Annotated in this window: 22 protein-coding genes and 4 pseudogenes; 23 read left to right on the top strand and 3 right to left on the bottom strand. The window is 35.8% G+C overall.

Annotation, left to right across the window (positions count from 1 at the left end; translation table 11 throughout):
• Window positions 1-389: 389 nt before the first annotated feature.
• Window positions 390-935 carry a TetR/AcrR family transcriptional regulator gene (locus J7E77_RS29700; protein WP_214719144.1) on the bottom strand — a complete coding sequence of 182 codons (546 nt, stop codon included), beginning with the start codon at window positions 933-935 and terminating at the stop codon, window positions 390-392.
• Window positions 936-1,163: 228 nt separating this feature from the next.
• Here J7E77_RS29700 and J7E77_RS29695 point away from each other — a divergent pair, with 228 nt between their 5' ends.
• The 15 genes and pseudogenes from J7E77_RS29695 to J7E77_RS29625 all read left to right on the top strand — a co-directional run bounded on the left by J7E77_RS29695 (window position 1,164) and on the right by J7E77_RS29625 (window position 15,292).
• Window positions 1,164-2,138 (top strand): aldo/keto reductase, encoded by a 975-nt coding sequence (locus J7E77_RS29695; RefSeq protein ID WP_214719142.1) that lies wholly within the window; start codon window positions 1,164-1,166, stop codon window positions 2,136-2,138.
• Between the two features lie 232 nt (window positions 2,139-2,370).
• Window positions 2,371-2,958, top strand: a complete 588-nt coding sequence (locus tag J7E77_RS29690; RefSeq protein WP_214719141.1) for an NAD(P)H-binding protein — start codon at window positions 2,371-2,373, stop codon at window positions 2,956-2,958.
• A 97-nt stretch (window positions 2,959-3,055) separates the two neighbouring features.
• A complete protein-coding gene (locus J7E77_RS29685) occupies window positions 3,056-3,496 on the top strand; it encodes a nuclear transport factor 2 family protein (RefSeq protein WP_214719139.1) in 441 nt (146 codons plus the stop codon).
• A gap of 238 nt (window positions 3,497-3,734) precedes the next feature.
• Window positions 3,735-4,662 (top strand): annotated as a pseudogene (locus J7E77_RS29680) (NAD(P)-dependent alcohol dehydrogenase); the annotation flags it as partial.
• 122 nt (window positions 4,663-4,784) lie between these two features.
• Window positions 4,785-5,969, top strand: a complete 1,185-nt coding sequence (locus tag J7E77_RS29675; protein WP_214719137.1) for an MFS transporter — start codon at window positions 4,785-4,787, stop codon at window positions 5,967-5,969.
• Between the two features lie 376 nt (window positions 5,970-6,345).
• Complete coding sequence (locus tag J7E77_RS29670) at window positions 6,346-6,528, top strand: hypothetical protein (protein ID WP_214719135.1); 183 nt, start codon at window positions 6,346-6,348, stop codon at window positions 6,526-6,528.
• 681 nt (window positions 6,529-7,209) lie between these two features.
• Window positions 7,210-8,418, top strand: a pseudogene (locus J7E77_RS29665) (cation:proton antiporter); the annotation flags it as partial.
• 205 nt (window positions 8,419-8,623) lie between these two features.
• On the top strand, window positions 8,624-9,844 hold the full coding sequence (locus tag J7E77_RS29660; RefSeq protein WP_214719131.1) for a cation:proton antiporter: 1,221 nt from the start codon (window positions 8,624-8,626) through the stop codon (window positions 9,842-9,844).
• A 407-nt stretch (window positions 9,845-10,251) separates the two neighbouring features.
• Window positions 10,252-10,557 (top strand): annotated as a pseudogene (locus J7E77_RS29655) (GNAT family N-acetyltransferase); the annotation flags it as partial.
• 18 nt (window positions 10,558-10,575) lie between these two features.
• On the top strand, window positions 10,576-10,902 hold the full coding sequence (locus tag J7E77_RS29650) for a rhodanese-like domain-containing protein (protein WP_214719129.1): 327 nt from the start codon (window positions 10,576-10,578) through the stop codon (window positions 10,900-10,902).
• 251 nt (window positions 10,903-11,153) lie between these two features.
• Entirely contained in the window at window positions 11,154-11,522 is a 369-nt protein-coding gene (locus J7E77_RS29645; RefSeq protein WP_214719124.1) for a nuclear transport factor 2 family protein, read from the top strand.
• 278 nt (window positions 11,523-11,800) lie between these two features.
• Complete coding sequence (locus J7E77_RS31900; RefSeq protein ID WP_214719123.1) at window positions 11,801-12,103, top strand: low temperature requirement protein A; 303 nt, start codon at window positions 11,801-11,803, stop codon at window positions 12,101-12,103.
• Window positions 12,072-12,878, top strand: coding sequence for a low temperature requirement protein A (locus tag J7E77_RS29635; protein WP_308160855.1), 807 nt, complete (start codon window positions 12,072-12,074; stop codon window positions 12,876-12,878). The genes J7E77_RS31900 and J7E77_RS29635 overlap by 32 nt, the downstream gene beginning before the upstream one ends.
• A 252-nt stretch (window positions 12,879-13,130) precedes the next feature.
• Window positions 13,131-14,114 carry an aldo/keto reductase gene (locus tag J7E77_RS29630; RefSeq protein ID WP_214719121.1) on the top strand — a complete coding sequence of 328 codons (984 nt, stop codon included), beginning with the start codon at window positions 13,131-13,133 and terminating at the stop codon, window positions 14,112-14,114.
• A gap of 332 nt (window positions 14,115-14,446) precedes the next feature.
• Window positions 14,447-15,292: an aldo/keto reductase gene (locus J7E77_RS29625; protein WP_214719119.1), complete on the top strand. Its 846-nt coding sequence runs from the start codon at window positions 14,447-14,449 to the stop codon at window positions 15,290-15,292.
• A 122-nt stretch (window positions 15,293-15,414) separates the two neighbouring features.
• Here the strand turns inward: J7E77_RS29625 and J7E77_RS29620 are convergent, their stop codons facing one another.
• Entirely contained in the window at window positions 15,415-15,960 is a 546-nt protein-coding gene (locus tag J7E77_RS29620) for a TetR/AcrR family transcriptional regulator (protein WP_214719117.1), read from the bottom strand.
• 417 nt (window positions 15,961-16,377) lie between these two features.
• Between J7E77_RS29620 and J7E77_RS29615 the strand changes: the two genes are divergently transcribed.
• The 6 genes from J7E77_RS29615 to J7E77_RS29590 all read left to right on the top strand — a co-directional run bounded on the left by J7E77_RS29615 (window position 16,378) and on the right by J7E77_RS29590 (window position 20,997).
• Window positions 16,378-17,208: an SDR family oxidoreductase gene (locus J7E77_RS29615; protein WP_214719116.1), complete on the top strand. Its 831-nt coding sequence runs from the start codon at window positions 16,378-16,380 to the stop codon at window positions 17,206-17,208.
• Window positions 17,209-17,444: 236 nt separating this feature from the next.
• A complete protein-coding gene (locus J7E77_RS31340; protein ID WP_285290750.1) occupies window positions 17,445-17,579 on the top strand; it encodes a hypothetical protein in 135 nt (44 codons plus the stop codon).
• A gap of 61 nt (window positions 17,580-17,640) precedes the next feature.
• Window positions 17,641-18,048, top strand: coding sequence for a cupin domain-containing protein (locus tag J7E77_RS29605; protein ID WP_214719115.1), 408 nt, complete (start codon window positions 17,641-17,643; stop codon window positions 18,046-18,048).
• 97 nt (window positions 18,049-18,145) lie between these two features.
• Complete coding sequence (locus J7E77_RS29600; protein WP_214719112.1) at window positions 18,146-18,790, top strand: NAD(P)H-binding protein; 645 nt, start codon at window positions 18,146-18,148, stop codon at window positions 18,788-18,790.
• Between the two features lie 11 nt (window positions 18,791-18,801).
• Window positions 18,802-19,539 (top strand): aldo/keto reductase, encoded by a 738-nt coding sequence (locus J7E77_RS29595; RefSeq protein ID WP_214719110.1) that lies wholly within the window; start codon window positions 18,802-18,804, stop codon window positions 19,537-19,539.
• Between the two features lie 684 nt (window positions 19,540-20,223).
• A complete protein-coding gene (locus J7E77_RS29590) occupies window positions 20,224-20,997 on the top strand; it encodes a hypothetical protein (protein ID WP_214719109.1) in 774 nt (257 codons plus the stop codon).
• Window positions 20,998-21,393: 396 nt separating this feature from the next.
• On the opposite strand, the pseudogene J7E77_RS29585 reads toward J7E77_RS29590, so the two are convergent.
• Window positions 21,394-21,606: pseudogene (locus J7E77_RS29585) on the bottom strand (IS3 family transposase); the annotation flags it as partial.
• Between the two features lie 19 nt (window positions 21,607-21,625).
• Here J7E77_RS29585 and J7E77_RS29580 point away from each other — a divergent pair.
• Together J7E77_RS29580 and J7E77_RS29575 are read left to right on the top strand one after the other, a co-directional pair.
• Window positions 21,626-21,916: a group II intron maturase-specific domain-containing protein gene (locus J7E77_RS29580; RefSeq protein WP_308160851.1), complete on the top strand. Its 291-nt coding sequence runs from the start codon at window positions 21,626-21,628 to the stop codon at window positions 21,914-21,916.
• 394 nt (window positions 21,917-22,310) lie between these two features.
• Complete coding sequence (locus J7E77_RS29575; RefSeq protein WP_308160850.1) at window positions 22,311-22,643, top strand: reverse transcriptase domain-containing protein; 333 nt, start codon at window positions 22,311-22,313, stop codon at window positions 22,641-22,643.
• The last annotated feature ends 4 nt before the right edge of the window (window positions 22,644-22,647 follow it).

Raw genomic sequence — 22,647 nt, 5'->3', positions numbered from 1 at the left:
AAATACATAGAATTGAATGAATTGGATTAGTTGGAACGCCGTATGCGGTGAAAGTCGCACGTACGGTGTGAACAGGGGGAAAAGGTGGCGATAACTTCAAAGCCTTACCTATCTGTATTAAGTGAATTTCTTCACAAAGTTAGGAAAGCCAATCTTTACTAGGAAAAAGTTGGCTTTTTTAATGTAATAAGTTTGGTTATATATAATTTTACTCCCGTTGTTTTCCGTTACCTCATAAAAATAAAACTAAATCTCCTTCGATATGTCAGACCCATCGTTAAGATTTTTCCATCTCGTACTACTTCCATCTTTAGCTACTATTAGCATTTATTTTGTTTACAATAACGATCTCCGATTATGAACCTTAATTTAAGTAGTAATTTATCTAACTATGCAATCCGCTCAATTAAAATACCCACTTGCTCGGCCATAATCTGAGGAGGATAAGGCATTTCATTCGCGAACCACCATTCTACGATCTCTACGTAAGCCCCCGCTATAAATCGAAGAGTAACCTCTTCATTTATTCCGTTATTTTTTCCTTCTGATATATTCACTTCACCCTTTAGCCCTTCCATGACAAACTCAAGAAATTGTCTACGAAAAGAAGGAGCTCCTTTACTGGCTAACATTGTCGAAAAGAATAAATAATTACGTTCAAAGTATTCGAACCATATCAGATTCCCATCTATAAAATCCATATCTGATGCCGCTTCAGCCAATTCCCTTAGCTCATTGATATGCTCTTCAATGAGCTTGTCCAGCAAATCAAATTTATCCATGTAATGAAGATAAATGGTTCTTCGGCTAACATTCGCCCTGTCGGAAATATCTTGTATTGTAATCTGATCAAAACTTTTTTCAGACATCAGTTCAATAACTGCTTTTTTTATTGCTTCTTGCGATTTGAGTATTCTTCTATCTACCTTAGACATTATGGAAGCCACCAAACTTTCTTTAAAGAATTACACGATTTTAATTGGTTTGTGCACTAATATACAAATTACGATTTATTGACAATTGTAAGATCCCAATTCTGTATAAAATTATACACAGATGTTACTTAATTCATCAATGTTTATTTATTCTATAGACATCTAATTTAGCAAGAAGGTTGGAAGTATCGAAGTGAACTGTATTTTAGAGAAAGTGAGGACATTCAAATGGAATTTGTGAAACATGGAAATACCGGCTTGGATGTATCCCGTCTTTGTCTTGGTTGTATGAGTTTTGGTGTGCCGGAACGTGGATATCCCGCTTGGACACTTGATGAGGAGAACAGTCGTCCTATTATAAAAAAAGCACTTGATTCAGGTATCAATTTTTTTGATACGGCAAATTATTATTCAGACGGAACAAGTGAAGAAATTGTTGGACGAGTTTTAAAGGAGTGTGCCAATCGAGAAGAAATTGTATTGGCTACAAAACTCTATTTTCCAATGCATGAAGGTCCGAATAGTAAAGGTCTTTCACGAAAGGCTATTATGACTGAAATTGATAAAAGCCTTAAGAGATTGGGATCTGATTACATTGATCTTTATTATATTCATCGCTGGGATTACAATACTCCAATTGAAGAAACCATGGAAGCATTGCATGATATTGTGAAAGCTGGAAAGGCAAGATACATTGGCGCATCTTCTATGTTTGCTTGGCAGTTTCTAAAAGCTAATCATATAGCTGAGAAGAACGGTTGGACCCGTTTCGTTGCAATGCAAAATCAAATAAATCTTTTATATAGAGAAGAAGAAAGGGAAATGCTACCACTTTGCAAAGAAGAAAAAATTGGTGTCGTTCCGTGGAGCCCTCTTGCAAGTGGAAAATTGACACGCAATTGGGAGGAAACAACGGCTCGTTCTGAAAAAGATGATGCTAAGGGTTCCTTTTACAATGCTGGTAGCGACCGAATGATTGTGGAAAGGGTTGCTGAGCTTGCAGAAAAACGTGGAGTACCACGCGCTCAAATTGCACTTGCCTGGGTGTTGAAGACGGAACCAGTAGCAGGACCTATTGTCGGTGCCACGAAAATGTCTCAACTTGAGGATGCGGTAGCGGCTCTTTCGATTAATTTAACACCTGAAGAAATTACTTTTCTTGAAGAGCCATATGTACCACAACCAATAATCGGCTTTAAATAATTTTCGATATAAAGCAAATCTCTTTCACATAAGAAAGCAATTTAATCAAGAGATCCTGTAATCCTATTAAAATAATTACACAGTTTTCATTGATTCGTGCACTAATTCACGAATGGAGTAAATTTGACAATTGTAGACATTTTGTATCTGTTTATAATTATATACAGATGTCACATAATTTATATGTGTGAATTATTAGTGCATCCAATTTTGAATGAGAGGAAGATTGAATATGACTAATGTTTTAATTCTTGGAGCAAATGGATCACTTGCTCGTGTAGCTATAGATATGTTCATTAAAGAAACCGATGCACAGTTAACACTTTATTTGCGAAACTCACGTAATTCAAAAAATATGGATTCAAATCGTGTTCGAGTAATCGAAGGCGATGTTACAGACCTTGAAAAACTAAAAGAAGCTATGATTGGACAGGATGTTGTGTATGCCAATCTTGCAGGCAATCTAGAACAAATGGCAAAAACAATTGTGGAGGCAATGGACGCTACTGATCTTAAGCGTATCATTTGGATTAGCTCAATGGGCATTTATGATGAAGTCCCAGGAGAAAGGCATGGTAGTATTTTAAATCCTTATAGAAAATCTGCTGCGGTCATTGAAGCCTCAGACCTTGACTATACGATTTTAAGACCAGGATGGTTTACAAATAAAGATGAAATTGACTATGAGACCACTCAGAAAGGTGAACCATTTAAAGGGCATGATGTATCACGAAAAAGTATTGCAGATTTGATTGTTAAATTGGCTGTAACGCCGGGATTGGAAGTTCGTCGCAGCTTGGGTGTAAATAAACCTGAATAAGTAGGGTGAATGATAAGTCCGTTATTAAAAAGTAATGTATTTATGAGGTTAAAAAACATCGAAATCAAATGGATAGTAAAAAAAGGGAGGAAATTTCATGTCATTAGAAATTTTACAAGCAAAATCAGAAATAAAAGAATTAGTTGATACTTTCGCAAATTTTGCAGATGAAAAAAAGATTCCAGAACAAATGCCTTTATTTACCCCTGATACGACAGTTAAGGTTTACATGGGTGATGATTTATTGTTTGATATTTCAGGAACAAAACAATTGGAAGAAGTATTCACAAGTTTTACCGCTAATGTAAAACGTTCATTCCACATGAACGGACAACTGGTTGTCAAAGTAGATGGCGATTCTGCAACTGGTGTTTCATACTGCCAAGTTAAATTAGTAAGCGAAGAAGATGGGAAAGAAGTTATCACTGATAGTAGTATCATCTATCACGATGAATATATGCGTCAGAACGGAACTTGGTTAATAAAGACCCGTATTTCTCACTTTACGATTAATGATAGACGAATATTAAAAAGCTAATTTGTTTATAGTTGGAACTATAGCTTAAGGATCAAATTTTTTATGCTGTAAAAAAACAGAACCTGAAAATGACTGGACTAGTGGAAAAGGCTATCCAGTCATTTTTTAACTAGAATAAGCTGGATCAAATTACGAAAACAGTACACTTAAATGTATTACCTTCATCCATAATTTTAAAATTTCCACTATACATTCTCAGGTGTGAAAATGGTAACAAGAAAGGATTGAATTTTCTCTTATGTGCAATAATCATATAAACATGTCTACCCGTGTATTAAGCGTTCCAAATGCAAAAGCCCCATTTGAAAAGACTACAATTGAGCGCAGAGTATTAAGACCGGATGACATCTTAATCGATATCTAAGTATTGCGGTATTTGCCACTCCGATATTCACTTTGCATACAACGAGTGGGGTACTGGAATCTTCCCAATGGTTCCTGGTCACGAAATTGCAGGAGTTGTAACAGCAGTAGGGTCAGAAGTGACAAAATTTGCTGTTGGTGATCGTGTTGGCGTTGGTTGCTTTGTCAACTCCTGTGGGGAATGCGAATATTGCCTCCGTGGTGATGAGCAATTTTGTACAAAAGGTGTTGTCATGGTATTTAATTCATTAGACTATGATGGCAATCTAACTTACGGTGGATATAGCCAAAAAATAGTTGTAAAGGAAAAGTTCCTTGTTAGTATACCAGATAGTTTGGAATTGGATGTTGCAAGCCCATTATTATGCGCAGGCATCACAACTTACTCTCCTTTAAAACATTGGAACGTAGGACCAGGTAAGAAGGTAGCGGTTGTTGGTATGGGTGGTCTTGGACACATTGCGGTTCAATTTGCTCATGCTATGGGTGCTGAAGTAACTGCGTTAAGTCAGACTTTGAATAAGAAAGAGGAAGCCCTTGGTTTTGGCGCTGATCATTACTATGCAACCAATAATCCTGCTACATTCACTGAGTTGGCTGGTCAATTTGATCTCATTTTAAATACCGTGTCTGCAAATCTTGATGTTGATGCTTATTTATCCTTGCTTCGTGTAGATGGAACTCTTGTAAATGTGGGTGCACCAGCCCAGCAAGATAAGTACAGTGTGTTTTCCTTAATAATGGGTCGTCGTAGCATTGCAGGTTCAAATGTTGGCGGGATTCAGGAAACACAAGAAATGCTAGGTAGCCTCGGTTTACCCCATCTGAATTAACTGGGAATATTCGAACAAATTATTCACGGTTCATGGATTTTGTTCTTATTTACTTTTATAAAATAATATTTATACAAAGGGGAAAACTTTTTATGGGTAACAATTGGAAAATATATTTATTAGCCTTCATAGGATTCTTTGTTGGTACAGCGGAGTTCGTTATTGCGGGTATATTAGACAAAGTAGCGGAAACAGCTAATATTTCAGTTTCAGCGGCAGGACAACTAATTACTGTCTTCGCAATTGCTTATGCGTTTGGACCGCCAATCGTAATGATGGCGTTGGCAAAAACAGACCGTCGAAAGATATTAATGCTTTCTCTTTTAATTTTAGTTCTTGGAAGCGTTCTGACAGTATCACTTTCAGGTTTCTTCTTTTTAATAGTATCTCGCGCTGTTCTCGCTGTAGGAACAGGTGTTTTTGTGGTAACTTCTATGAGTGTCGCACCAAAACTCGCACAGCCAGAACGGCAGGCTGGAGCAATTGCAACTGTTTTTGCAGGGTTTAGTCTAGCTCTTGTTATAGGTGTACCTATTGGTCGTGTTGTTGCGGAATCATATGACTGGAGAGTTATCTTCTGGGGAATTGGTCTATTATCATTGCTTGCGATTTTTGCAGTTGCAAAAACAATTCCAGCCACAGAAGCAGAAGTACCTGTACCTCTAAGAGAACAACTTGCACTATTAAAAAAGCCTAACATAACTTTTGCGCTAGGCATCACATTCTTTGTATTTATCAGTTATTCAATAGTTAATACCTTTATGTCTCCATTACTGTCTATCGTTATGTCTCTAAGCGATGGGGAAATTAGTGTTGTCTTTTTTGCATTAGGTATTGCAAGTTTAGTAGGCTCTAAGTTTGGTGGATTCCTGGCGGATCGAATTGGTCCGGCAAAAACAATCGGTGGAACAATGGGCGCTCAAGTTCTTGCTCTGACATTACTTTCTGCAATCTTGTCTACTGTTACTGGTTCGGTATTCTTAAATATTGCGTTGCTTATACTGTGGGCGATCGCAATATGGGCATTCTCAACAACTCAGAATTTTAACCTGGTCTCCATTGTTCCAGAAGCCTCTGGCATTTTACTAAGCCTTAACAGCTCTGTTATCCAGATAGGAATTGCCGCTGGTGCTGGTATTGGGGGAATTGTTACAGGAAACTCATCCATGTTATCGATTACCTGGATTGGAGCAGGATCTGTTGTAATTGCTGTTCTTATTGCAGCTATCCCATTAATTTCCTTTACATCTAAAAAAAGTATTACAGAGAAGGGATAATCACATAAGAAAATAACCGCTTAATTTGGGAGTACAGTAAAAGTCTATAAAAAATAGTGGTTAATCGCAAAATGAACCCACATAGAGCAAAAGGAGCTAATTGTGTAACAAACACAGTTGGCTCTTTTCTTGAAGTAAAGGGGAAATTTGGGTGTAGCAGAGAGGGGAAGGTATTCACTGTTAAAAATAGTTTTTTTCTCTTATAAGGAAACCTCTTAAAAGGTTTTTAACAAATATATTTTTTGTGCACCAATATATAAGGTGTGTTCTTTGAAAAAAGTTTGTACTAGTTTTGTTTATTGTAATATGCAGTTCGTTTATATACATTTATTTATTTTTTTTACCAACCTTTTTCATTAAAGAAAGGAAGATTAGTATGTCTAATATTTACAAAAAAGTTGACATTACTACTGTTGCCTCCAGTGGTATGGGGGAGGCTGCTAATCGACGTAAAGAACGATTAAAAAAACTACTTGAAGAGATTCAAAAGAATGGTATAGAAGCTATATTTAATTTAATGGAAGAAGCTTCGCATGGACAAAAGGAAAAAATCAGCTAATAGGCTGTTAATTAACGATTAAATCAATTTGTATTATACAAAAAGTCCTAGCAATTTAAAATTTTTAAATTCTAACTTTGATATTTTTTTGAAATCAAACCGTAAAGACTATTAACATTTGATCCCAATTCCTTCTGGAACGGTCTCGGAACCGTAAGGGCGGTAGAGAGGCAGGGCTATCGCTGTTTTGGGTTTTTGAAGGTTTGGTTGGGCTATTACGGAGGCTATAGGACATACCTTTTCCTTAATGCGTGAAGAAAAACAAAAAAGTATTTTAGAGCGTAAAAAGTTGAAATCAAAACATTAATTTTAGCAAACATACAAGACTCCAAACCATTTGGTTGCGGAGTTTTTTTCATTTATGCATGAGTCCAGGAAAATTAATGATATCAAAGAGGCTGTTACTAATTGACCCTAAAATTTGGTCTTAATAAGTATTAATTTATCCATTATAAAGACCAATATAATTTACAAATTGAACAGATTTGTTCAATAAGTAACAAATTGATACAAATTAACAATTGAAAGCATTCTAAATGTCATTATAATAATAAACAGGTGTTCAATAGTATAATTCAATGTAATTATTTATTGACATCTATATTGTATAACACAAACAACACACTTCTTCAGCGAAAATGTGGAGTTTTCCAAAATATTTTGATTAAAGGAGGATTTCGGATGGAACAGCATACTTCAATTATATCGCTTTTAATTGTAACTATTGTCGCGTTTTTTACACCAATCCTGTTACATCAGTTAAAAATGCGCTTTGTTCCTGTAGTGGTTGCTGAAATCATTATGGGGTTAATCATTGGGAAGAGTGGATTTAATCTTGTGCATGAAGATGCTTGGCTCGAAATCCTATCAACTCTAGGTTTTTTATTTCTCATGTTTTTAAGTGGACTGGAAATTGACTTTAGTACCTTTTCCATCAAGAAAGGGAAGAAATCAAGAGTAGCGAAAGTTCAACCAAATAGCTTTCTGATTGCAGGCATGATTTTTGCAGGGATTTTCATTGCTTCCGTAGCATTATCTTATCTATTTGTTCTCGCAGGCTTTATTGATAATGTCTTACTTATGACTTTAATTATATCAACGATTTCCCTAGGCGTTGTTGTCCCTACGTTAAAGGAAGCTCATTTGATGAAGACAAACATTGGACAGATTATCTTGCTTACCGCTGTTATTGCTGATCTTGTTACAATGATCCTTCTTGCCGTGTTTGTTTCATTAAATAGTAAAGACAGCGGAAATGTTTGGATGATCTTAATTTTATTTGTAGCCGGCGTGGTACTCTATCTAGTAGCCAACAGGTTTAAGGGACGAAAATTTGTTTCAGTTTTGGCATCAGGAACCACACAGATAGGTACAAGAGCAATTTTTACGCTTCTAATTGTATTGGTCGCTATATCGGAGTTTGTTGGAGCTGAGAACATACTTGGGGCGTTTCTTGCGGGGGTACTGGTATCCTTGCTGTCTCCGAACAAAAAAATGGTTCATAAATTGGATTCTTTTGGGTATGGATTTTTTATTCCTATCTTTTTTGTGATGATTGGTGTGAATTTGGATCTATGGTCATTGTTAAGCCAGAAAAAAATGCTGCTACTAATCCCACTGCTGCTTTTCGCACTGTTATTGTCTAAATTAATTCCTGTTCTAATCCTAAGAAAATGGTATGACCAAAAAACAGTAGTTGCTTCAGGTTTTCTACTAACTTCAACCCTTTCACTTATGATTGCAGCAGCAACTATTGGTCAAAGAATAGGTGTAATCAGTGCAGAAATGGGCGGGTCCTTTATTCTTGTTGCAGTCATTTCCTGTGTATTAACACCAGTCGTTTTTAAAAAAATGTTACCACGTAGTGTTGCAGAAGAAAAAACTTTGAAAGCTGCTTAATATACTCTTCATGTAACAAGATAACTCCAATTATAACCCCTGTACTTGCACGGTACGGGGAATTTTATTCAATACATTCTTTTAACAAGCTGAAGCCAAAGTTTTTTAATTCATGATTATTAAAATTATATAAAACAGTTTAAAAAACTTATAAAAACGTTTATGTAAATTTTTTCAACAAGAGGGGAAGATATAGATGAATCATTTAGTATTTGAGATTGGTACAGCACTTATTCTAGTTGCACTTGGCTCAATTATTGCAAATAAGTTGAAGTTTTCGACTGTTCCATTTTTGATTATTTTGGGGATGGTAGTTGGTCCACATTTAGAATTTATCAAAAGTAATGATATCATTCAATTTTTGGGACGTATTGGTGTCCTATTTCTCCTATTTTACTTAGGACTGGAATTCTCAGTAGGAAAACTAATAAAATCTGGGCGCAATATTTTAGTCGGAGGTAGTATACACGTTGCAATCAATTTTGGTCTAGGCATAGCTTATGGTATCATTACGGACATGTCGTGGATGGAGACATTTATTATTGCAGGTATTTTAAGCGTGTCCTCTTCTGCAATTGTAGCAAAGGTTCTTGTGGATTTAAAAAGAACAGCAAATCCTGAAACGGGGCTAATTCTAGGTATCATTTTGTTTGAGGATCTTTTCTTGGCACTATATTTAGCGACTATTTCGGGAATCCTGCTTGCTGAATCTGCATCAGTCTTAGGAATAATCACGTCAGTCATGATTTCATTCGGTTATATGATGTTATTCTTTGTCATAGCCCGAAAAGGTTCCTCATTGTTAAATAAATGGTTGAAAATAAAGTCAAATGAAATTTTCGCTATAGTTATTTTTGCCATTTTGTTTTTTGTAGCCGGTTTTTCAGAAATCCTGCATGTTGAAGAGGGAATCGGTGCATTGCTATTAGGACTGGTATTTTCTGAAACGGAGCATCGTGAACGAATTGAACATCTTGTAATTCCGTTTAGAGATTTATTTGGGGCAATATTTTTCTTCAATTTTGGCTTAATTATTGATCCAACAACCTTAGCTAATGCTAGCTGGCTGTCATTAGGAGCTGCTATATTAACCGTTGGAGGAAATGTGGTGGCTGGATTGATTACCGGACGAAGAGCTGGGTTATCCTATAAAGCTTCAACCAACATTGGTCTAACCACAATGGTACGAGGGGAGTTCTCCATTGTTTTAGCACAATTGGGAATCACAGCAGGATTGAATTCTATTCTAATCTCATTTACAGCTCTTTATGTACTTATTTTAGCAATCGCAGGACCTTTAATGACGAAGGAATCAAATACCATCACTAACGCTTTGAGACAGATTTATACATGTGTTAACGAATGGAAAAAGGAAAATATAGAGGTTCATGAGAGTGAGCCAAATAATTTAATCTAAAGAAAAATGGTCTCCAATAATACAAAGTTGACTGGTTTTGGAGACTTAGTATTTCACTCATTTTAAATCTTTTACCTGAGTAATCCTTATTAATTTCCATTTCTTTTAGAGGCTCTAAATAAGATGGGTTAGCCAATTAATGCAATTGGTTAACCCATCTTTTGTTTTCCTGATTTTAAATTACCTTATTGCAGAATTCTCTTAATATCTTAATTTTTCATTTTGTAGAGACCTTGTAAATCATTCACAATTTTAATTGATCTGTGCACTAATGCACGATTCTTGGATATTTAGCAATTGCAGAAATCATATATCAATTTATAATTGTATACATGTGAGAAATAATTGATTGATGTATATTTTTAGGAACATGTATTTAAAAATAAAGGAAAATAAAATGAAATATTAAACCGTATCACGGTAAAGGTTATAATAGCGTTGCTAAAGACGCTTTTTTTAATGAAATATTTTACGAATGGGGGATTGAATCCGTCTTTATGAAGATTCGGAAAGAAAATATCCGTTCCATAAAAGCTGCCGAAAAACTGCTTTATGTTGTAAAAGCAAATGAAACAAGAAAATCGATGTACAAGAAAATTAACGCAGATCGAAATATCTATGATCTATATGAAATCTCAAAAGATCAATACACTTTACATCTATTAAGAAATTGTCTATTAAATACAGACTCTTCGCATTTACTAGAAGCCTAGTTAATTGGGAGGGATTAAATGACATTTTTATTTTTCACTGCCTTAGCTGTAGCCTTCATTTTATATAATAGATATTTTCCGGTATTTGGTGCTTTTTGTACCAATGTGAAAGACCTTAATTTAGATGAAATCAAGGTAATCGATGTAAGAGATTTTAATGATTCATACAAGAATCCTATTAATGGAGCTGTTAATATCCCTTTGGCATATTTAAAAAGGAATTTTAACGAAATTCCTAGTAAGGATATTCATTTAGTTGTATCAAACCCACTTGAAAAAAATATTGGAATACGCTTCTTAAGAAAAAAAGGTTTTCGTGTTGTAGGATATACAATAATTAGGTGATATTGTCCTGACTGATGAAGAATCCAGCAGTTTACATGCATGATTGGACATAATAATGGCAGAAAGCATTATAACTGCAGAAATAAAAAGGTATGGTTAAATAAGTAGAAACAATGAAATGTACGATGGGGGGGCTATGGATGAAGTAAAAAAACGGGATTAATTTTAAACATTAGGTTCCGTTATTAAAAATTGTTGGCATTAATAAAGAATGCTTTGGAAAATTTTTATGAGGAGGTTGCAAGTTAAAAATGAGTGAAGATAAACAAAAAATCCTAGCAGTTTATCAACGAATTGATGACGCAATGGTTAATAAAGACACTGAGACATTGGAAAACATCCTTGATGACAATTACGTATTAGTACACATAACTGGGTATCATCAACCTAAGCAGGAATGGCTTGAACAAATAGAAAATGAACAAATGAAATACTTCAAAACGATGCCTCAAAAAACAATCATCACAATAGATGGTAATACTGCTATTCTCATTTGTATTACTAAAATCGATGCAAGAATTTATGGTTTTAGAAACACTTGGAGTATGCAAATGAAAATGCATTTTGAGAAACGTGGAGACAATTGGTATCCGGTGAGGACTATTGCAACAAGTAGATAAAATACAGAAATAATAAGATAACCACCACATAATTTAGCATTTCAAAAAATGGAGACCCTATTAAAGCCTTGTTCAGTCACAATAGTGCCAAGGATTTAATAGGGTTTATGCATTTTCTGCATATCAGTGTGGTAATGGTGTAACATTAACTTGTTATTCCATAATTAGTTATTATTTTTTATTTTTCTAATTAACAGGAGGAAATTGAGTTAATGCAGGGAAATGTAAAAGAATCCACAGATAAGTATGAGATTTCTCCTCTTTAACTGATTTTCGACTTGGGATTTGTATTTGAACTGACCCAGATTTCGGAACATTTGCTGCATCACCTCAACTGGCATGGTTTGGTGGAAATGATAGTGCTCCTGATTGCCGTATATAATGTATGGTCATATACAAGTTTTGAAGCCACTCTCATACATGTCGGAAAAACTCAGACTCAGTGGATGATGCTTATCGTGATGCTTTTAGGGCTATTCATGTTCGCTTCTATTCATCGTGCATTTGGAGTAGCCGCGTGGACATTTGTAACTCCGTTTCTTATGTCAGATAGGAAATGGATTATTTACTACTTTTGCTGAAACTGGTCTTAAAGCTCATTACTCAAGAATGCTCGGATGGATTCTTACTACTACACCACTCTGGATTATAGGTTCGTTTGCTGATAGCGAAGAGAGGCTTACATGGTGGGGCATTGCAGCAGGAATTGACATCATAGGAACATGGTTTGCCCATCCATTTCCTGGTCGTGTTCTCAGATCCGAAAATGTAGAATTTGATGCGGAACATATGGTTGAAAGATGTAGGCTTTTCTTAATTATTGCTCTGGGAGAGATCGTTTTAACGACGGGTAGAGCCATATCAGCAGCACCAATTAGTTTTATCACACTGGTTATAGGAATATGTTCTCTCGCATCCATAGTAGCACTATGGGCACTTTATTTCGGTGGTTCAGACCATCTGGTAGTACACTATACTGAGCAAACTACAAATCCGATTCTAGCTGCAAGACTAGCAATGAACGGTCTAATAGTAACGGTAGCGGGATTAATTGTGTTTGCTGTAGGAATTGAGCTTGCGATTGAGCACCCTTATGCGGGGACATCGGCATCAATGACCACTCTTCTATTTGGTGGTCCTATCCTCTACCTAATATCTCAAGGATGGTATCTATGGTATATAACTAGGAAAGTCCCATACTACAGAATAGTGGGAGGGCTAAGTCTAGTAATGTCCGGATTCCTAACTAACTTCACAAAGGCATTTTTCTCTTTGATCGTCGTTACTATTCTCCTGGTTGTGCTATCTGGGATGATAACTAGGTCTGTAAATAAGAATAAAGGAATTAGGCTCTGAACAATGTTTTTTATACTGTATAATGGAAAATTCTCTTTCTGCTTTAGAGGCATTTTTCTGACAGTCTACTGTTGTTGGAGCTATTGAGTTGATTTTATATATATTCCCTACAACTTTCAAAGATAATGAACAATTTTATTTGTTTTGTTAAGTAATACACAAATTTCGATTTATTGACAATATGAGAGGGCTTTCTTTCTGATTATAATAGGAAATGGTTAACGATGTTTTTTGAAAGGGAGGACAAATCAAATGGATTATGTAAAACTTGGAAATACGGGTTTAGATGTATCCCGCCTTTGCCTTGGATGTATGGGTTTTGGTGTTGCTGAACGATGGGTCCATCCTTGGGTCATTGATGAAGAGCGCAGTCGCCCAATTATTAAAAAAGCCCTTGAGTTAGGGATCAATTTTTTTGACACAGCAAATGTATATTCCGACGGAACAAGCGAAGAAATTGTGGGACGTGCTCTAAAGGATTATGCAAATCGGGATGAAATTGTCATTGCAACGAAGGTTTATTTCCCTATGCACGAAGGTCCAAATGGTAAAGGTCTTTCTCGAAAGCATATTATGAGTGAAATTGATAAGAGTATTACACGTCTCGGAACAGATTATGTGGATTTGTACCAAATTCATCGATGGGATTATAACACACCGATTGAAGAGACGATGGAAGCATTGCATGATGTCGTGAAGGCTGGCAAGGTAAGATATATTGGTGCTTCAGCTATGTTAGCATGGCAATTTTTGAAGGCAAATCATGTGGCTGAAAAAAATGGTTGGACCCGGTTTGTATCAATGCAGAATCATTTAAACCTTTTGTATCGTGAAGAGGAACGTGAAATGCTACCGTTATGTAAAGAAGAAAAAATCGGTGTGATTCCGTATAGCCCTCTTGCATCAGGAAGACTAACGCGAGATTGGTCGGAAGCAACGCATCGTTCTGAAACTGACCAAGTTCAGAAGTCTAAATATGATGCTACTGCCGATACGGACAGATTAATCGCAAAGCAGGTTGCAACAATTGCTGAAAAACGAGGTGTACCTCGCGCCCAAATTGCACTTGCTTGGTTGCTGCAAAAGGAACCGGTAACAGCTCCTATTATTGGCGCTACAAAGATATCACATCTTGAAGAAGCAGTACCAGCACTTTCAATCAAGTTAACACCTGAAGAAATAATATCACTAGAGGAACCATATGTACCACACTCAGTAGTTGGTCCCTTAGTTTAGGTTATCATGAGACATTTTTAATGGGGAAAAATTATAACCATCATTACACTAAAACTCCCTTCATTATTTCTAGAAGGGAGTTTTTGATGTGTGAGATTAAAGAAGATTATAGTGAAATGATTCATGAATAGCATTCATTAAATTTATTACACAATTTTATTGGATTTGTGAACTAATAAACAAATCGTCCGAATTTAACCATTGAAGCATCTCAGTTTTGTATTAAAATTATACACAGATGTTACTTAATACATCAACGGGAACAAAATTAAGGGTCATTTTTGATTGAATGGAAGTCAAAAGTTAGTAAACCCATATAGGAGGAATCTATGATGGAAACTATTACTTTATCAAATGGAATAAAGATGCCAATTTTAGGTTTCGGCGTATATCAAATTCCGGAACTTGAAGAATGTGAACGTGTTGTTGCTGAAGCAATTGAAGTGGGGTACCGTTCAATCGATACTGCCCAAGCTTATGGGAATGAAGAAGCTGTAGGGAATGCAGTTCGTAAAAGTGGTATACCCCGCGCGGAATTCTTCATTACCACAAAAGTTTGGATTTCAAATGCCGGTTATGAAAAAGCTAAAGCATCAATAGAGGAGTCTTTACGAAAGCTACAAACAGACTACATTGATTTACTGCTTATTCATCAACCATTTAATGATTACTACGGAACGTATCGTGCTATGGAAGAGTATTATAAAGCTGGAAAAATCAAAGCTATTGGTGTAAGTAATTTCTATCCTGATCGTTTCATTGATATCGCACAGTTTAGTGAAATTACTCCAATGGTGAACCAAGTCGAAACACATGTGTTTAACCAACAAAAACGAGCCCAAAAAATCATGGAAAAATACGGGACTCAAATTGAGTCTTGGGGACCTTTTGCTGAAGGAAGAAAGGATTTCTTTAATAATGAAATCCTAAAAAGCATTGGTGAGCAATATGGTAAATCTGTTGCTCAAGTGGCTCTTCGTTACCTAATACAACGTAATGTTGTGGTCATTCCTAAAACGGTATCGAAAGAACGAATGATTCAAAATTTTGATGTCTTTAATTTTGCTTTAACAAATGAAGACATGGATAAAATTGCGAAATTAGATCAAGAACAAAGTTTATTCTTCTCTCATTACGATCCAGAAACAGTTGAATTCTTATCAGGACTAGGCAAATAAACTAGAAAGAATGTAAATCCCTATTCAGTATTAACATCGGGATTAATAGCACAGAAAACTCCCTTCATTATTTCTAGAAGGGAGTTTTTTTAACAAAGTTCTACCAATACGTTGGTTCTATATTATAGATTCCTTTCTAACAAAATCCCCACTTGTTCTGCCATGACACGAGGTGGATAAGGCATTCCATTCGTGATCCACCATTCCACTATCCCTACGTAAGAGTTGATAATAAATTGAAGAATAACATCTTCATTTAATCCTTGATTTTTTCCTTTTGCTACTTCCACTTCATCCTTGAATTCCTCGATGAGAAACTCAAGGAACTGATTGCGAAATGAAGGGGCTCCTTTACTGGCTAACATCGTCGAAAAGAATAAATAATGGCGTTCAAGGTATTCGAACCATGGAAGATTTGCATCTATAAAATCCAATTCAGAAGCTGATTCACAAATTACGCGCATTTCGTTGATATGTTCAGAAATGAGCTTATCTAGTAAGTCATATTTATCCATGTAATGAAGATAAATGGTTCCTCTGCTAACATTCGCCCTGTCAGAAATATCCTGGATCGTAATGTCATCAAAATTTTTTTCAGACATCAGTTCAATCACAGCTGTTTTAATAGCTTCTTGGCTTTTGGCTATTCTTCTATCTACTTTTGACATTGTAAGGACACCAAACTTTCTAAAAGATAATTAACAAATTTAATTGATTTGTTCACTAATAAACAATTTGCGATGATTTAACCATTGTAAGCATTCTGTATCCGTTTATAATTATAAACAGATGTTCACTAATTTATCAATGTTTATTATGTTAGGGCATCTGGATATGAGCAAACGAATTATACTTGGGGCAAATGGGTCTATTGCTCGTGTAGCTATTGATTTATTTCTAAAAAAACCGATGCATAATTGACAATTCATTATAATTTGTTCATTAATGGACAGATTAAGCCAACTTGACCATTTTTAACTATCTTTGTATGCATAGTTGAACAGGTAATGTAAAATCCAGGTAATAACATCGGCAGTTATCCTGATTATAAATTAATCCTAGAATAAAATTAAGGAGGACATACAATGAAAGAAGTTATACTTTGGACCGGTGCTGGACAGATTGGCATGGCGATAGCTAGAAGAATCGGTTTTGGTAAGAAAATTATTGTTGGTGATAAGAACCAAGATAATGCCAAGGCTATTGTAAAAATTATGAAAGAAGCAGGATTTGATGTGGTACCTGTCGAAACGGACATTTCTTCCAGAGAATCTATTTTAAATTTGATTGCAGAAGGTCAGAAGTATGGTGAAATCACTGCTCTTATCAATGCAGCCGGCGTGTCACCTAGTCAGGCACCTATTGAAACCATTTTGAAGGTGGATTTGTACGGAACTGCAGTATTGCTGGAGGAAGTAGGAAAGGTCATAGCTCCTGGAGGCGTTGGTGTGACAATTTCCAGTCAGTCTGGACACAGAATGCCTCAATTGGGAGTTGAAATTGATGAACAGCTAGCAACGACACCAACTGAAGAACTCCTTAGTTTGGAAGTCCTTCGTCCAGAAAATATCAAGGATACGTTGCACGCTTATCAAATGGCGAAACGGTGCAATGTGAAGCGCGTTATGTTTGAATCTATACGCTGGGGAGAAAAAGACGCTCGTATCAATTCCATTTCTCCAGGGATTATCGTAACGCCATTGGCTATAGACGAGTTCAATGGTCCAAGAGGAGAGTTCTATAAGAATATGTTTGCCAAGTGCCCTGCCGGACGACCAGGAACAGCTGATGAGGTTGCAAATGTGGCTGAGCTGCTGATGATGCCGCAGGGAGCTTTCATCACCGGGTCTGATTTCCTAATTGACGGTGGAGCCACGGCTTCTTATTTTTACGGACCACTAAAACCAGCAGAATAATGAAAGGAATCTAAAAAGGCTGTCTCAATTAGAAATGAGGCATGTCATTTAATCAAGATGCCTCCAAAACGGAACGGTTTATTATAAAAGTTTGGAGGTATTTTTCATGAAAATGAATGCATTAAATAACGGGTCAAAATGCCAATTTTAGGTTTTGTCGCTACCAAATTGATGATCTTTAGGAACGTGAGAGATGTGTTTCAAATGCTATTGTTCCAGGCACAATTAGCAGTGAATTGCTTAAAACGACCTCAGACCCTGAAATGAAAGCTGGTTTAGAGGACTTTTACAAAGTGGCTATTGATGCGGACAGAGTTGCTCGTGCCATTGCCTTCGCAATTGAGCAACCAGAGGATGTCCCAATCAATTAATTAATTGTTCGACTGTCCAAGTAGGTTAATAATAAAAAATAAAGCTATTGGAGGAATTAAAATGGCAAAACATGAAGAAGTAAAAAATGGCATTATTTTCCCAGTGGGCGAAAAAAATGAAGCATTTGCACAATTTTTTGTGGGACAAAGTTATCTTCAATCATTAGTATCTAATCCTAATGTGAGTGTTGGTGTTGGGAATGTGACCTTTGAACCAGGATGCAGAAATAACTGGCATATTCATCATGATGGATATCAACTTTTATTAGTAACTGGTGGCGAAGGCTGGTACCAAGAAGAAGGAAAACCTGCTCAATTCTTAAAAGCTGGTGATGTTATTGTCATCCATGATGGTGTGAAACACTGGCACGGTGCTACAAAAGATAGCTGGTTTGAACACATCGCAATCACTGCAGGAACTCCGGAATGGTTAGAACCTGTTGATGATGAATGGTATAACAAGTTATAAAACTAACGCATCGAATTAATTGATTCGATGCGTTAGTCACTTTATAAAAAAATCTTTTTAATTGTTAAAAAGATAAAATGATAGGGAGTTAGGCATTATGAAAATTTTGATTCTAGGTGCAGCAGGTCAAATAGCCCGTATGCTAACAAATGAACTGCTCGATAAAACGGACCATTCAATCGTTCTTTATGCAAGAAACGGTCATAAGCGTTTAACAATGATGGATGAAAGCCGGGAAGTTATTTTTGATGGTGATTTTAAAGACAAAAAGAAACTGATCGAAGCTATGAAAGATGTAGACTTTGTATATATCAATGACATGGGGGATCATGAATCAACGAAAACAATTATTGATGCTATGCATGAAGTGGGAGTGAGAAGAGTAATCGCGGCATCAGTTCTTGGAATTTATGATGAAGTGCCAGGAGCTTTCGGTGAATGGAATAAACGTATGATTAGTGGAACCTCAAGAATGACTTCCCAGATTGAATCTGCAAGTTTGCTTGAAAATTCTAATCTGGATTATACGCTATTAAGATTAACATGGCTTTACAACCAGGCTGGTAATACAAAATATATGATTACCCAAAAAGGGGAAGCGTTTATAGGTGCGCAAGTTACGCGTCAAGCAGTTACTCAATTAATTATGGATATCATCGAAGAAAAAAGTGATAAATATATTCGAACCAGTTTAGGGGTGAGCGAACCAGATACAGATTGGGCGAAGCACTTGCACCAGTAAGAGACCAAGTTGTGATTGCGACTAAATTTGGAATTACTGGAACAGAAATTGTAAACGACCGTCCTCAACATATTTTAAATAGCACACCAGAATCCATTAGAGAACAAGTAGAGGGTTCTTTAAAAAGATTGAAAGTAGATTGCATTGATTTGTATTATCAACATCGTATTGATCCGAATGTAGAACCAGAAGCTGTTGCAGAAACGATGAAAGAATTAATGGCTGAAGGAAAAATTAAAGCGTGGGGACTATCGAATGCACCAATTGATTATATGAGACGTGCACATGCTGTATGTCCGATTGCTGCTATCGAAAATCAATACTCAATGATGTGGCGAGAACCGGAAAAAGAATTATTTAATATTTGTGAAGAGTTGGGGATTTCTTTTGTTGCTTACAGTCCACTCGGAAATGGGTTCCTAAGCGGAAAGTATACAAAAGATACAAAATATGAAGAAAGCGATTTTAGAAACTTCATGGGAAGATTCAAACCAGAAGTGATTGACCATAACCAAGCGTTATTAAAATTAATTGCTGAAGTTGCTGAAAGTAAGAATGCAACATCTGCCCAAGTTGTCTTAGAATGGGAATTAGCACAAAAACCATTTATTATTCCAGTTCCAGGTACTACAAAATTACACAGATTAGAAGAAAACTTAGGTGGAGCGGATATAGAATTATCAACAGAAGAAATAGACAGGATAAATGAAGCCCTTTCTAAGATTCATATTGATGAAACTCATTTTTAACGTCAAAACTCCCTTCTAAAAAGAAGGGAGTTCGTTAGGAAAAGATTGTGAAATATTATTCTTAAACTATAGGGTGCTTATTTTTAACAAAGGGTTGCTTCGGCAGCTCCCTTTCTTACTGTGCTAACGAAGCAGTTTAGTTGAAAAAGGAATTGTTACTAAAATATAGAATTTCTATAATATATAACCATCTGGTTCACCTCTAAAAGTGATTTTGAGGGGAGGAGACAAAGGTTTTGCCAATTAGTAATATATTATTAGGTTTGTCGGTCTTGGTAGCTAGTATTCCTTGGTTAATTAAGCGTTCCATATTGAACGGGTTAATGTTTTTTATACCTTTCTTTATGCTTTTATCAGAACTTACAAAGTCAAATTGGGTCAATTGGACTTATATTTAGTACATTATCTTTTCTTTCAGCTGTCACGGCATTGGATATTTATTAAGGAACAACAAAATAATTAACACATATTTCTAAGTGATAAAGCCATTTAACCCTGCAAGATTGTGAAAAATTATACTTAAAGTAACGGGTAGCTTTACTTCATTAGGGGTAAATCCTTTTTCTTATTCAAGTAACGGGGCAGTTTAGTACCATAAGAACTTAAAGGATAAATGGAAAAATATGCTGTTATTAGTGATGAGGGGGGTAGTGCAAATGTAAACTAAATAGGGGGAGAATAAATATGAAAACTGGAATAGTTAGTCTTATTATAAGAAAGTTAGTTACAACAATTGTTGCCACAACTATTTTTTCGGTACTCTTAAGTTTTTTTGGGATTAAAGGTATTTCCGAAATTGTATATAACCAAGGAAATCAATTCATCGGTTGGTTCTTCATTTATTTAATGTATATTGGCGTAATTATCCTTATTTACGGGAACTTAGTATCTATTGTAATAGAGTATTTGCAAAGTAAATGGTTCCAGCGACACGATTGGCTATATGTATTAATTCTTGGTGTTTTTGGATTAGCGAACGGAATATTTTTTCAAGAAAGAACACTTGCCTTTTACGGAATGTTGGCAGCTATCCTATATGCAATTATCGATAAGTGGTTATATAAAAGAAATACAAAGAGCAAGAGTGTAATAATGTTTTTTCTTATACCAATAGCTTCACTGCTAATAAGTTGGGGGTATTTTCAATTCACTTCTCCACCTATGCCTCCCTTTACAAAAGAAGATGCTGTTAATTTTGCAACAACTGGTGAAGGTACGACAATAGAACATTTTCCTAAAGATATTGGTAAATGGGAAGGTATTATTGATGGTTATCAAGTTAAAAGAGAAACTAACGCAAAAGAAATTGAAGAAGAAATTTATATCGTTACCTTTACGGAAAATTGGAAAAAAGGGAATGAAAAGGGTTCTTGGACTCTATCTTATAAAATTGATCGAGGAAGTTTAACTGCTAATGGTGAACAAGGCAATATGCCCCCGTACTATGAAGGGAATTAACGAGTGGAAACGTCTTTTCTTATTGTGCTAACGCTTGCTGTAGTTTAACAACAGCAAAGAGAGGGGCGCTAACATGGGTAATAAAAACTATCGCAATTATTTTTATTTATGGCAGACTAAACGTAATGGTAGGGCAGGAGCAGCAATACTAGACGTTATGTACTTATTCGCAAGACTCGGTACGGGGGCACTATTTTTACTACTTCCGCCACGTACTTAATAGCAAGAAGGATATCACGCTAAAGAACATCGTAACAACAGCAGCAAGGGCGCTTAAATAGAGCGCTCTTTTTTATGACAATATAGCCAGAATAGCATCAGAGGTAGCGTAGGAGCTGACTTTTTTATTTACGACAAAGGAAATAAATGTATAATTAATGGTTTGTCAACACTAAACTAGACAACTTTTTTAAGGTGTTCCTTTTTGTACTCAATAGGGCTTAAATATCCAAGCGTTCCTTGAATTCTGATGTGATTAAACCAATGAACATAATCATCCAATTCTAACTTTAACTGTTCCAAACTATCAAAATACATTCCTTTGACGAATTCCGTTTTAATAATTTTAAATGTAGCTTCCTCAACTGCATTGTCATAAGGGCAGCCCTTAAAATCAATTCGGCAAAAAGTGAGGGACTGGAAACTACAGTTGAAAGCTGAAAAGGACCTTGCGGACCTATCAAATATATTTAACTCAAAAATCATAGGCTGGATTAACTTCTATGGCAAGTTCTACAAATCCGAAATGTACTCAACGTTGAGGCATATTAACAAAGCCTTAATAATGTGGGCGAGGAAGAAATACAAAAGGTTGGCTCGTCACAAGAAAAGAGCAGAATATGTCTTAGGTAGAATTGCAAATCAGAATCCCAAGCTTTTTAAACATTGGGAATTAGGTATTAAGCCTACGGCTGAATAATGGGAGCCGGATGAGCTGAGAGGTTCACGTCCGGTTCTGAGAGGGGCTATTGGGGAGGTTCCAATGGTCTACTTGCCTTGTTTGTAGTTTTCAATATAAAAGTGAAGCCCAGCAATTCTTCCAATCATTAATGTTGAGATTAAATAAATTTAAACTAGAAATAGCTTAGGATAAAACCAAAATTATTCCCTTCGGGAGGTTTACGGAGAAAAATGCAAATCAACAGGGGAGAACTAAACCAGCAACCTTTGATTTCCTTGGTTTCACACACTACTGTGGGAAGAGTAAACAAGGAAACTTTCGAGTGTAACGGAAATCAAGCAGGAAGAAAGTCCAAGGCAAACTAAAAGAAACGAAAGAATGGCTGAAGAAAAATAGAAATAATGATATTCATATGATAATGGATAGATTTAAACGTTCACTAATAGGTTATTACAACTATTACTGCATTACAGATAATACCCAAAGCGTAAACAACTTCAAAGACAAAATCGGATACTTACTGTTAAGCAACATTTATCTTCACTATGTATTGGATTTGTGGTTTGAGAAAGCAATAAAACCAAGACTCAAAGGAGAGTCATATCTAATAAGATATATCGATGATTTTGTAGTGTGCTTTCAATATCGTTCAGATGCAATAAGGTTTGGGAAAGTCCTTGTGAAAAGATTAAGGAAATACTCATTAGAGCTTGAACCTAATAAGACTAGGTTAGCATTCCTGTAGAGAG

It is taken from the genome of Bacillus sp. ISL-77 (assembly GCF_018613105.1).
Note: the sequence above shows the minus strand (reverse complement) of the source record. Positions and strands in the feature narration are given on the sequence as shown.